Annotated in this window: 12 protein-coding genes; 1 reads left to right on the top strand and 11 read right to left on the bottom strand. The window is 58.3% G+C overall.

Annotated features, from left to right (window positions below; genetic code table 11):
* Positions 1-32 precede the first annotated feature (32 nt).
* Positions 33-3,179 (top strand): transglycosylase domain-containing protein, encoded by a 3,147-nt coding sequence (locus AC6I6H_RS12030; protein WP_497954039.1) that lies wholly within the window; start codon positions 33-35, stop codon positions 3,177-3,179.
* Between the two features lie 191 nt (positions 3,180-3,370).
* On the opposite strand, the gene AC6I6H_RS12035 is transcribed toward AC6I6H_RS12030, so the two are convergent.
* The 11 genes from AC6I6H_RS12035 to AC6I6H_RS12085 form a co-directional block, all read right to left on the bottom strand.
* Positions 3,371-4,075 (bottom strand): 5'-methylthioadenosine/adenosylhomocysteine nucleosidase, encoded by a 705-nt coding sequence (locus AC6I6H_RS12035; RefSeq protein WP_497954040.1) that lies wholly within the window; start codon positions 4,073-4,075, stop codon positions 3,371-3,373.
* A 27-nt stretch (positions 4,076-4,102) separates the two neighbouring features.
* On the bottom strand, positions 4,103-5,110 hold the full coding sequence (gene ccpA, locus AC6I6H_RS12040; protein ID WP_497954041.1) for a catabolite control protein A: 1,008 nt from the start codon (positions 5,108-5,110) through the stop codon (positions 4,103-4,105).
* Between the two features lie 156 nt (positions 5,111-5,266).
* Positions 5,267-5,689: a YgiT-type zinc finger protein gene (locus AC6I6H_RS12045; protein WP_497954042.1), complete on the bottom strand. Its 423-nt coding sequence runs from the start codon at positions 5,687-5,689 to the stop codon at positions 5,267-5,269.
* 124 nt (positions 5,690-5,813) lie between these two features.
* A complete protein-coding gene (locus AC6I6H_RS12050; RefSeq protein WP_497954044.1) occupies positions 5,814-6,299 on the bottom strand; it encodes a VanZ family protein in 486 nt (161 codons plus the stop codon).
* Entirely contained in the window at positions 6,292-8,058 is a 1,767-nt protein-coding gene (gene ptsP, locus AC6I6H_RS12055) for a phosphoenolpyruvate--protein phosphotransferase (RefSeq protein ID WP_497954046.1), read from the bottom strand. Before ptsP ends, AC6I6H_RS12050 begins: the two co-directional genes overlap by 8 nt.
* The gene (locus AC6I6H_RS12060) at positions 8,051-9,946 is read right to left on the bottom strand and encodes a glucose PTS transporter subunit IIA (protein ID WP_497954047.1); all 1,896 of its coding nucleotides are present in this window, start codon (positions 9,944-9,946) and stop codon (positions 8,051-8,053) included. The genes ptsP and AC6I6H_RS12060 overlap by 8 nt, the downstream gene beginning before the upstream one ends.
* Positions 9,947-9,967: 21 nt before the next feature.
* Positions 9,968-10,489: a type 1 glutamine amidotransferase domain-containing protein gene (locus tag AC6I6H_RS12065; protein ID WP_497954048.1), complete on the bottom strand. Its 522-nt coding sequence runs from the start codon at positions 10,487-10,489 to the stop codon at positions 9,968-9,970.
* 159 nt (positions 10,490-10,648) lie between these two features.
* Positions 10,649-10,969: a spore coat protein gene (locus AC6I6H_RS12070; protein ID WP_497954049.1), complete on the bottom strand. Its 321-nt coding sequence runs from the start codon at positions 10,967-10,969 to the stop codon at positions 10,649-10,651.
* A gap of 12 nt (positions 10,970-10,981) precedes the next feature.
* Positions 10,982-11,227 (bottom strand): hypothetical protein, encoded by a 246-nt coding sequence (locus AC6I6H_RS12075; protein ID WP_497954051.1) that lies wholly within the window; start codon positions 11,225-11,227, stop codon positions 10,982-10,984.
* A 53-nt stretch (positions 11,228-11,280) separates the two neighbouring features.
* A complete protein-coding gene (locus tag AC6I6H_RS12080) occupies positions 11,281-11,910 on the bottom strand; it encodes a hypothetical protein (RefSeq protein ID WP_497954053.1) in 630 nt (209 codons plus the stop codon).
* A 178-nt stretch (positions 11,911-12,088) separates the two neighbouring features.
* Positions 12,089-12,511 (bottom strand): CoA-binding protein, encoded by a 423-nt coding sequence (locus AC6I6H_RS12085; RefSeq protein ID WP_497954054.1) that lies wholly within the window; start codon positions 12,509-12,511, stop codon positions 12,089-12,091.
* Positions 12,512-12,574: the final 63 nt, after the last annotated feature.

Genomic DNA, 12,574 nt, shown 5'->3' on the forward strand with positions numbered 1-12,574 from the left:
CTATAATGGACCTGGAGTTAAGGAGGTATTGCATGAGTAACAACACTAGCGGCGCCGCCGCACCGCCCCCCAAAAAATCCTGGCTTCGCAAGCTGGGCCGGGGAGCGTGGGAAACCTTCAAATGGACGTTCGCCCTTTTCCTGATCGGGGGATTCGTGGCATTCGGAGCCGTATACGGATACGTATCGGCGGTGTTGAAGGATGAACCGGTGCGCAGCCATGAGACTATCGTGAAAAAAATGCAGGAGGATGCCATAACCGGCTTCGTCTACTTCCGCGACAGCTCCGTCATCGGGCAGCTGCGAACAGACGAAGACCGACGGTTGGCCACGTTCAGCGAAATCCCCAAGAAAATGCGGGACGCCGTTCTGGCCATCGAAGACAAAGACTTTTACGAGCACCCCGGCATCGACGTTTCCGGGACGCTCCGCGCCGTCAAGCAGCAGGTGCTGAACGAAGACGTCCAGACAGGCGGCAGTACGATCACCCAGCAGGTCGCGCGCCGGGTGTTTCTGAATTTTGACCGCGACATTACACGCAAAATCAAGGAAATTTTCCTTTCCATCCGTCTGGAGCGCCATATTTCCAAAGACGAAATCCTGACCGCTTATCTGAACAAGGTTCCTTACGGGAACGGCTCAAGCGGCTACAACCTGTACGGAATTAAAGCGGCGGCCAAAGGAATATTCAACGTCGACGATCTGAGCAAGCTCAACACGGCCCAATTCGCCTACCTGGCCGGCATTCCCCAACAGCCCAGCAACTTCTCGAACTACACGAGCAAGGGCGTGCCGAACGAAAAGAATATTACGAAAGCGATCGCGCGGCAGCATATGGTGCTGGGGAACATGCTCAAGGAGAACTTCATCACGCAGCAGGAATACGACGAGGCCATGGCGTTCGACATCCGCAAATCGCTCGCAAAAACGAAAGCCAAAGCGTACAACACTTATCCGTTCCTGATGATCGAAGCCGAGAAGGAAGCGACCGAGCTCTTGGTGTCGGTCAACAACCCGGAAATCGACCGCGAAAAGGAACCCGATCTGTACAAGGAAGCGCTGAAGCAAGCCGAGCAGGATCTGCTGACCGGCGGGTATCAGGTCTACACGACCATCGACAAGACCATTTACGATTCAATGCAGGCCATTTCCAAAAACCCGGAGAACTTCTCTCCGAACGACGAGGTCAAAGGCATCGAGCAGGTCGGCGCCGTAATGCTGGACAACAAAACAGGCGCCATCCTCGGCATGATCGAAGGCCGGGGCTTCGACAAGGAACAGTACAATCATGCGATGCAAGCCACCCGCCAGCCGGGCTCGACCATGAAGCCGATCGCCGCTTTCATTCCGGCGCTGGACAAAGGCTTGATTCAGCCCGCCGGCGTGATCGACGATGTCCCCATTATTCTGAAGGATTATCAGAAAGGCTTCCATATCCCCGAGAACTGGGATCACAAGTTCCACGGTCTTATCACGGCCCGGACCGCGCTGAACCAGTCCTACAACATCCCGGCCATCAAGCTGTTTACCGAGGACGTGGGGATTGAGGAAGCGTGGCGCTACGCCAAGGACCTCGGCATCACCACGATCACCGAGAACGACTACAACGCCCAGACCGGCGTTATCGGCGGTCTGGATTACGGGGTAACCGTCGAGGAGCTGACGAACGCGTATGCTTCGATTCCCAACGGCGGCACGTTTGTCGACGCCCACATGATCAGCAAGATCACCGACGCCGAAGGCAAGGTGGTCTACGAGCAGCCCACGAAGCCGAAACGGGTGTACAGCGAGCAAACGGCTTTTCTGATGACCGATATGCTCCGCACCGTTATTACGGAAGGCACCGGCACCTCGCTCAAAAGCGAGTTCCAGCATTACGGACAGGTGGCGATTTCCGGCAAAACCGGCTCCACCCAGGACGATGCGGACGCGTGGTTTGTAGGGTATACGCCGGACATCACCGTTGGCGTATGGGTCGGGTATGACGACATGCAATACAAGCTGGAAACCAAAGCGGCCAAAAACCGTGCAAAAAGCATCTGGGCGCTTGTCATGGATACCGCCATGGACAAAAAGCCGCAGTATTTCAAAACCGCGGAATTCAAGCGGCCGGACGGGATTGTCCGGATGACCGTGTCGAGTCTTTCCGGTCTGCTGCCAAGCGAGGAAGTCCGGAAAGCGGGCAAGCTGACCACCGATTTGTTCAACGAGAAGTATTTGCCCGATCAGGTGGACGACGTGCTGGTTCCGATCAAAACCATCACCTACAAAGGCGTCAACTACATCGCAAAGCCGGAAACACCGGAGGAATTCCTGTCGGAAAAGCTGGGCATTCTGCGCAAGCAGTCCATCGGCGAGCTGCTCAAGAAGATTTCCGAGCTGATGGCCAAAGCCCCGGCAAGCCAGCGCAAGTCGCTGGACCGGTACGTACCGCTCGACGCGGACAAGGACGTGCCCACGGAGCCGGATCCGCGGACCGACGACGGGAAAGACCCGACGCCGCCGACGAACCTGGTTATGACCGGCGGGCCGGACAAAGCCAAGATCGGCTTTACGCCAAGTCCGGACGCGGATGTGGTCGGGTACCGGCTGTACGCTTCCGCCGACCTGACCAGCTTCCGGCGGGTGGACGGCGCCGTCGTTCTGGCGGACGCGTCCAAAGTCTTTAACGCGCCGGCTCCCGGCACGCTGGCCGCCTATTACGTGACGGCGGTGGACGTGGCGGGCCGCGAGTCCGCTCCGAGCCAGCCGATTTTACCGGGGGGCCAGGTGCTCCCCGGCGGACCGGACGCCGGTTCGCCTTCCCCGTCGCCGTCGACGGACGGGGAATCGCCCGGAAGCGAAGCGCCGGGAACGACGCCTTCGCCTGGCGAATCGCCCGAAGGCAGCCCTTCCGCCGACCCGGCGGCAGGACCTCCTACGGCGCCTGCCGGACTGACCGGCGATGTCAAGCCGTCGGGCGTGCATCTGGATTGGGAGCGCAATCCCGACGGCGAAGGCGTGACGGGGTATCGCGTTTACTTCTCCGCCACCCCGGAAGGCCCGTTTGAATTAAAGGCAGAGACGCGTCAAAACAAACTGCTGTATGTCACCGGCATGGAAGGCGGCAGCTTCTATGTCACCGCCGTCAACGGCGCGGGCGAATCCGCCCCTTCGGCGATCTTCACCATTGCCAACTAAAACCACAAACACCCGGCCAACGGTGCTCTGCCGTCGGCCGGGTGTTTCTTTGTTTGCCGGATTAATGCTGCTCCCGTCTCCTCTTCTCCACAAAAAAAGCGCCCTTCCTGGATTTCCGGAAAGACGCCTAAGGCAATGCATACGCACGCCAAGTTCCGGCTTGACACCGGAGACTTGCTTCAAAGCTTTTGCTAGCCAAGCAGACGAACCGTTTCCATAACGATGCGGTACGAATTTTCGGAAGCTTTCCGGGTAAATTCGGCAAAGCTTTCCGGCGCGGAGCCGTCCGCTTTGTCCGACATGGAGCGGATCACGACATAGGGAACCCCATGCATGACGCACACTTGCGCGACCGCCGCCCCTTCCATTTCGGCGCATGCCCCCCGGAACGCCGTACGCAGCTCGGCTACCTTATCCCGGCTGGCGATGAACTGGTCGCCGGATAGTACCCGGCCGCGCACCACCTTCACGCCCGAGAGCGCCTGCCCCGCCTGAAGAGCCAGGCCGGCCAATACCGGATCGGCTTTGTAAACGGACACCGGCTGATAGGGGATCACGCCTTTCCCGTAGCCAAGCGCCGACACGTCCACGTCGTGTTGAAGGCTGTCCTCCGAAATCACGATGTCGCCGACCTCCAGCGACGGGTCCAGCGCACCGGCCACGCCGGTGAACAGCACGGCATCGGTGCGGAAGCGGTCGATCAGAATCTGCGTGCACACGGCCGCATTCACTTTTCCGACCCCCGACTTGCATACCACGGCATCGCGGCCTTCCACCCTGCCCTCATAGAAACGAACCCCCGCCCGTTCTTCTTCCCGGACGTCCTTCATATCCTGCAGGAAAAAAGCGATTTCTTCATCCATCGCTCCGATGAGAGCCAGCTTTTGCGGAACCAATTATTCAATCCTCCCAGAAAAAAGGGCTCAGGTTAACTGAGCCACCGATTTGCGCGATATAAATTCATGCGGCAGAATGAATTTCGTCTGCTCCACATTTTCTTTGTTCATCAATTTGGTCAACAACCGCATGGAGACGGCTCCAATGTCGTACATCGGCTGCGCGGTAGTGGACAAGGTGGGACGCACCATGGACGCCATCCGGCTGTTGTCGACGCTGACCACGGAGAAGTCGTTCGGCACGGAATGGCCCTCGTCCTGAATCCGGTGGATCGCTCCGATCGCCATCTCATCCGTTGCGGCGAATATGGCCGTCGGCGCATCCGCCAGCGAGAGGAAATACCCCATCGCTTCGATACCGGATTCATAGCGGTAGTTGCCCGCCCGCACATAATCCTCGTTCAGCGGAATGCCCGCTTCTTCCAATGCTCTCTTGTACCCTTGGTAACGGGCATAGCCCAATGCGGGATCCTGCAGCGTTCCGCTGATCATCGCGATCTTGCGGTGCCCGGCTTCGATGAGCACCTTCACGGCGTCGTAAGCGGCGCTCTCGTGATTGATGTCCACTTCCGGCAGCACGTGCTGGTCGTCGGTCGTCGCGCAGAGCACGATCGGCACATTGGACGTGTTAAAGGCTTCCCGGTGCTCGTCCGTAACCGTACCGCCCATAAAAAGCAGCCCGTCAACTTGTTTCTCAAGCAGCGTATTGATAACACGGACTTCTTTTTCTTTCTTCTTATCGGCGTTGCAAAGGATAATGTTGTAGTGGTACATGTTGGCAATATCCTCGATGCCCCGGGCCACGTCAGCAAACAGCGTGTTGGCGATATCGGGAATGACGACCCCTACGGTTGTCGTCTTCTTGCTGGCGAGTCCACGGGCAACCGCGTTCGGCCGGTACCCCAACCGTTCGATGGCTTCAAACACCTTTTTACGCGTTTGCGGCTTTACATTGGGGTTGTTGTTGACCACGCGGGAAACCGTGGCCATGGATACACTTGCCTCACGGGCAACGTCATAGATCGTTACGGTCACGTTTATTCGCTCCATTTATGTTTTATATTCTTTATCTATATTCTCAACCCATAATATAGATATGATACGACAAAAAAGGGCTTTCTGCAACGATAACGCTTTCTTTTTGTCAACCCAAAAAAATAAGCCACTTCCCAGTGGCCGGCGAAAAGCGGATTATTTTGTACGGGACAAGGCAAATTGACTGCGGTCGGAAAGCTGGGCAAGCCGGGCCTGCACATCTTCCGCCCATTTGTCGTTCTCTAGCGACCGGGCCAGCAGCAGCATATCCAGCAGTTCGTTGATGCGTTCATCCGCCAGCTTGGAAAACTGCTCCAGGCCGGCTCCCAGATCCGTCAGCTGTTTCACGATGCGGGCAACCTCGTTCCATTCGTCAAACTCCAGCTGCGAATGGCCCGGATTGTTCCCGAGAATGCCCAGCAGGCCGACAAGCGAAGATTTGACCGGCGGAAACACCTCGCTGTGGCTGCAAGACTCGCAGATCAACACCGGAACGTTTTCAATTTCAACCGATTTCCGATAAATGACCGTCCGGATCTTGATCTCCATTTCATGTCCGCAAACGCATGTTTTGTTCAATTGCACCACTCCCGATTTCGAACCCATAGTTCCGAAGCGCCGCCCTGCCGCATCCGGATGGAAACGGCGGGCACTCTTTCTTCGTCTCTATTACTTCGACCCGGTTCGGTAAAAATCCTTCCGCCTACTTGCGGAATTTGATGGAATGACGCAGCCTTTGCAGGGCGGGTCCGATAACCGGCAGCGAGGCGGTCAGCATGGCAAGCAGAGCCCCGATTCCGTCATTGCGGAGGTCCATCCAGTCCGAGGTCCGCCCCGGCACATACCGCTGATGAAACTCATCCGTCAGGCCGTACAGAATGCTGAGCAGCACTGCGGCGGCCCTATGCTTCCAGGAGAAGGAGCCGTCCGACACCGCCCAGAGAAACGTGAGGGCCAGAACAAAGTAAGCGACAAAGTGGCCCCAGTCGAACCCCTCCATCCCCGGAAAAAGCTTGTGGAAGAAAGGAAGCAGGGAGCCCAGATCGTCACCCGTTCGCGATGAGAAAAAGAAGATCAAGCCCATCACCACGACGCAGGGGAGATAACGGAGCGTCCTTTCCAGGAGGAGAGATTTGCGGGCCGGGGGAAAATCCGGCTTCGGCGGTTCGGCCGAAAAACGGTCACGCATCGGCGTCCGCCTCCTCTTGTGCCTCGCACATCGTGCGGCCGGGTTTGGTTGTTTCCGCCGCCAGGAGCAGCCGGATTTCGCCCGAGGTTTTGCAGGCCAGCGCGTTCTCAAAGCAGGCCGCACAGCTCCGGGCATTTGCGTCCAGGAGCGCCCGCTTAACCGGAAGAAACGATTGCACCGACATGCTGATCTCCTGGATGCCAAGCCCTAGCCAAACCGGAAGAGCCAGCGGGTCGCCCGCCATCTCGCCGCAGACGCTCACGGGAATGCCGGCCGTCTTCGCGGAAACCGCCGCATGCCGGATCAGACGAAGCACCGCGGGGTGAAACGGCTCATAGAGATGCTCCACGGATTCGTTCATCCGGTCCACGGCGAGAATATACTGCACGAGGTCGTTTGTGCCAATGCTGAAAAAGTCGCATTCCCGCGCCAGCAGATCGGCGAGCAGCGCCGAGGCCGGAACTTCAATCATGATGCCGACCGGGATTTCTTCGGAAAACGCAATGCCCTCCTCCCGCAGCTCCCGCTTCACATCGGCGAGAATGGCCTTTGCCGCGCGCAGCTCTTCCAAAGAACTGACCATCGGCAGCAAAAGCTTCAGCGGCCCGTGCGCGCTTGCCCGCAAAATCGCCCGGAGCTGCGCGCGGAACAGGTCCTGGCGCGTGAGCAAAATCCGTACGGCCCGCAGACCGAGGGCGGGATTTTCCTCCTCCGGGAGAGCGATGTAGCTGATCGCCTTGTCCCCCCCGATGTCCAGCGCCCGCAAAACAAGCGGATTGCCCTTCAGTCGTTCAACGGCGTGCCGGTAAATCTGGTATTGCTCCTCTTCGCTTGGAACGGAGGTGCGGTCCATAAAGATAAATTCCGTGCGGAACAAGCCGACGCCGGGAACTCCTTCTTCCACCGCGCGCTCCAATTCCTTAAGCGAGCTGATATTGGCCCGAATTTCGAGCCTTTGGCCATCTTGGGTTACCGGCGGGCAGGAAGCGATCCCCTGCAGCGAGAGGCGTTCCTCGGCCAAGCGTGCCTTCCGGGCTTCATATTCCTCAATGACCGATACCGGCGGGTTCACCAGCACTTCCCCGGCGTCGCCGTCGACAATGAGGATATCCCCCGATTGGACCGGCCGGTCCAGCCTGCCCTCCAGCCCCGTGACCATCGGGATGCCGAAGGCCCGCGCCATAATCGCCGTATGCGAGGTCCGGCCGCCGGCCAGCGTTGCCACGCCCAGGATCTCGCCGCTGTTCAGGTTGACGAAATCCGACGGGGTGACCTCCTTGGCCACCAGAATATAGGGGGTCTCCATCGGCGCGAGCTCCTTCTCCTGCTCGCCCAGCAGGTGCTTGAGCAGCCGGCTGCCCACATCCTTGATATCCTCCGCCCGTTCCTTCATATATTCATCGTCCAGCAGCTCGAACATGTTGGCGAACTTCTCCACCGCTTCCTTGACGGCGAGATCGGCTCCCTTGTTCTGCAGCTGCATGATGCTGCGCACTTCGTTCAGAAGAATCGGGTCTTCCAGCATGACCAGGTGGGCGTTGAAGATATGCGATTCCTCCTCCCCGATCAGGTCGCGGATTTCCTGGCGGATCGCCTCCAGCTCCAGTCTGGACTGCCGGATGCTCGCATTCAGCTTTTCCAGCTCATGCGCCAAATCAAGGTTTTGCTGCGGCTCGTCGGGAATGTCCCTTTCCGCGGCGGACAACACATACGCTCTGCCGATGGCGATGCCCGGGGATGCTCCGATTCCTTTATGCATGTTGTTGTTTCCCTCCCGGTAGTGCGACATCGTCTTTCAGCGTAACCGAAAAGACCGAAGCCTGACCCTTTTTGACGGCCTTGAAAGGAGCGAAGCTCCAGGCCTTTACCGTTTCCGAATTGGTGACGACAAGCGGAGTGGCAAGCGACTTGCCCCATTTCCGCACTTTTTCGTAATGAAAGCGCGCGATGAGCTGTCCCGGCATTACTTCGTCGCCCTGTTTCACAAGTGCGGTAAAGCAATTTTCCAGCCGGGAGGTGTCGATGCCGATGTGGATCAGCACCTCCAGCCCTTCTTTGGTGGCCAGGCCGATGGCGTGCTGCGAAGGATGGACGTGCACGACTTTCCCCGCGACGGGCGACACCACTTCGCCCCGGTCGGGAATAAACGCGACCCCTTTGCCGACAAGCCCCTGGGAGAAGACCGGGTCCGGCACCTCCTCCAGCGGAATCATGCGGCCCTGTACGGGCGAGTGAAAGGCCACCTGCTTCACTTCCTTGCGGGTCAGCTTGACGATTTCTTCCTTGATCATGTCCGAATAGGTGCCGAACACGACCTGCACGTTTCCTCCCCCGAGCCGGATGACTCCGGCCGCGCCCAAATTGCGGAGCGCCGTGATATCCAGCAGCTTGTCGTTGTCCAGGGTGAGACGCAGACGCGTGACACAAGCTTCGATGGTTTTCAAATTGTTTTTGCCGCCGAGCGCTTCCAGAATGAGCGGCGAGCGGTAAGGGATATCCCCCGCCCACTCCTCCAGCTGGGAGCCTTCCTCGCGGCCGGGCGTCGGAATGCGAAACCGCCGGATCGCCCAGCAAAACAGCCGGTAATAGACAAAGCCGTAAAGGAGCCCGATGGGAATCAGGGCCCAGCCTCGCGTTGACAAGTGCCCGTTAATCAGAAAATCGATAAAGCCGGCGGAATACGAAAACCCGTGGCGGATTTCCAGCGCGCTTGTGATCCACATGGCGATTCCCGAAAGAATCGCGTGAATGAAGAAAAGGGCCGGCGACACGAACAAAAAGGCAAATTCAATCGGCTCCGACACCCCGGTCAGGAAGCAGGCCAGCGCCGCCATCAAAAAGGTTTTCCGCACCTTCGGCTTCAGGTCCTCACGCGCTTCGTGAATGATGGCAAACGCAATCGCGGGCAGCGCAAACATCATGATCGGGTACAAGCCCGCCATGAACTCGCCCGCGGTCGGATCTCCGGCAAAAAAGCGCGGCAGATCGCCAAAGACATAGCTTCCGTCGGGCCGTTGAAAGGAGCCGAGCTGAAACCAGTATACGTTGTTGAGAATATGATGGAGACCGGAAGGCACAAGCAGCCGGTGGGCGACGCCGTACAGAAAAGCGCCGAAGTCCCCGAGGCCGAGCAGCGTCTGGCCGAAGGCGATAAACGCGTCCCGGATGTACGGACCGATCCAAACCGCCGCAAGCGACGCCAAAAGCGTCACGAGGCCCATCGCCAGCGGCACCAGACGGACGCCGCCGAAAAACTGAATGTATTCGGGAAGCTTCACGTTCTTCAGCCGGTGATAGGTTAATGCGGTCAGGATGGCGATCAGAATGCCGCCGGTGATGCCGAATTGAAACTCGGGACCGACAAACCGTTCGGTCACCTGGGTGAACAGATAATAGCTGAACAGCGAGGTCATGCCGGCGATTCCCGAATTCTCCGCCAAACCGAGCGTAACGCCTACAGCAAAGATAAAGGGGAGATAAGTAAAAACGGATTGTCCGGCAAAATACAGAATATCGCCGACTTGTCCGAGTCCCGCCTGATCCCAGGGCAGCGTGCCGAGCCGGATCAATATGGCGGCGACGGGCAGCATCATGATGGGCAGCATCAGCGATCGGCCAAGCTGCTGCAGGTTCCCCATCCAATTCATGGTCATTCTCCTTTTGTGCGGTTACCCCCGCATAAGACGAATCAGCTCGCGCATAAACGCAGGGAGGTCGGGCGGCCGCCTGCCGGATACGATGTTCCGGTCGACCACGACTTCCTCGTCGATCCAGCGGGCGCCGGCGTTCTCCAAATCATCCCGGATGCCGGGCGTGGAGGTCATCGTATACCCGTCCACGATTTTGGCGGATATCAAGACCCAGCCGGCGTGGCAGATTTGTCCGATCGGCTTGCCCGCCTCGTGAAATTCGCGTGTCAGCCGAAGCACGTCCGCATCGCGGCGCATCTTGTCGGGTGCCCAGCCGCCGGGAACGTAAAGCCCGTCATAAGAAGCGGATTCCGCCTGCGCGTAGCCGATGTCGGCCGTAAGCGGAACGCCGTATTTGCCTTTATAGGATTGTCCGGCCTCCGGACCGGCGATCACGACCTCGGCGCCTGCTTCGCGCAGACGCAGCACCGGATACCACATCTCGAGATCCTCAAAATCATGATCGCAAAAGGCCAGCACTTTTTTACCCGTCAGTTCCATTCGGAAGCCTCCTTTTCCTGATGCGTTTTTTTCAAGGTTAGACACCTGCTCTTGTATGGTAACGGTTGCGTCCCGGTTTGTAAAGGCAGCCCCGCCGCGGCAAAAAGGGACTGCCCCGAAAGCGGGACAGCCCCTGCCGCGTTTTTCCCCGGGTACGGGTCAGAACGTCGGAAACTGGGTGTGGTACTTGTCAAATTGATCGTACGCTTTTTGCAGCTCCTGCTGCTCGGCAACCTTGATTTTGTACCAGCCGTTGTTGAACATGGTGTTGAACAAGCCGTACTGCATTTCGTGCAAGTCGGTCAGGATCGCACCGACAGTCTTATGCAGCGCCGGGTTCTGCATTTCGTTCAGGCCCGTATTGTACCCCTGGGTCAAATACTTCACCGTGTTCAAGCAATCGTTGATCCGGTCCCGGTCGTTCATTTCGGGGCCCTTGGTTTTGGGCTCGCCGGCCGGTTTGGGCATTGCCAGTTCCATGGGATGACCTCCTTACTTTAAGTGCTGAAGGATGGCGTTGTAATGGTCCTGATGGTGCCGTCCCGCTTCCCGGATCACGCCGGCGATTTGCTCGTCCATAACGCCGGAGGCCGCTTCGTGGCATTTTTTCATGGCAAGGAGCTCCCAGGACATAAAATCCTTGAGGTAGTTCAGCTCCTTGTCGCCGATCTTGCTGCGGTCGCTGGTCGTGTTGGCTTGCTGGTTTTGGGCATTCGGCGCTTCTTGTACCTGCTGCATCCGATCGCACCTCCCTGTAGTCGAACCGCTGCCTTTCAGCCGGGAAAAACCGGTTACCCCTGCGTTTGGGCCGGATTCGCCGAATCGGAACGCAGGTACGAATCGTGGCCCGGCTGATTGCCTTTGTAGCTTGCCGTATGGAACGATTCCGTGCTGGCTGCGTATTGGCCCGAGTTCTGGTCATCCGAACGCAGGTACTGGTCATGGCCCTCCTGATTGCCTTTGTAACCCGCCGTGTGGAACGATTGCGTGCTGGCCGCGAACTGGCCGGAGTTTTGATCATCCGAACGCAGGTACTGGTCATGGCCCGGCTGGTCGCCTTTATAGCCGGCCGTGTGGTAAGAGGCGGTCGAAGCGGAATAACCCGTTCCTTGGCTCGTAGCGCCTGCGCCAAACGAGCTGGAGGACAGGCCGCTCGTCAGGCCGAGCGAGCCCGCGCTCGTCAGGCTGCTGCTGAACGAGCTGCCCGCCCCCAGAGCGCCCGTGCCGGCAAAGCTGGTGCTGCTGGTCACGGTTTGATTGCGGCCTTTGTAGAAGGATTGCACTTGGCCGGTCGGTTTAAAGGCTTGCTGGGAAGAAGCGGCATAAGAAGAAGGATTGGTCGAATCAGAACGCAGGTAGGCGTCGTGCCCTTGCTGGTTTCCCTTGTAATTGCTGTTGTGGTACTGTTGGGAATTGTTCATGGAAAGTTTCATCCTCCTCGGCGGTTAGTCTTCAGGCGGCTTCGCTGCCCGCATGAAGCCTTTTTTATTTTGGGTTCCCGCCGACTCTTTTATAGATGGAAGATAAACCAAACGGACCTGCCGCCGGGGCCGGTCCGTTTGCCGCAGCGCAAGGGAAATGCCGCGCGGTTCCTGAAGTTTACCGGCTGGGCCGGGTTATCGCGTCTTCGACTTTGATGCAGCGGTCCATGATGACCTCGATTCCGTTGTCGAGGCAAAGCCGGGCCGCTTCTTCATTGATGACACCCTGCTGAAGCCAGAACACCTTGGCCTTGATTTGAACCGCCTGTTCCGCAATGGGCAGCACCTGGTCGCTGCGGCGGAACACATTGACAATATCCACGGGTTCCGGCACGTCCGTCAGCGAGGGGTAACAGGTTTCCCCCAGAATGCTCGCGGCGTTCGGGTTAACCGGGATGATCCGGTATCCCCGGTCCTGCATGGCCGACGCCACCATATGAGACGTGCGGTCGGTGCTGTCGGACAAGCCGACAACGGCGATGTTCCCCGCCTGCTCCAAAATTTCCTTGATCCGTTCGCGCGAGGGATTTTCAAATGGCATCTTCTCCGCTCCCCTTTCTTCTAAAGCCTATAGTAGATTCCGCTGCCTTACTCCCATTAAGTG

The sequence above is a fragment of the Gorillibacterium sp. sgz306347 genome, assembly GCF_059735245.1.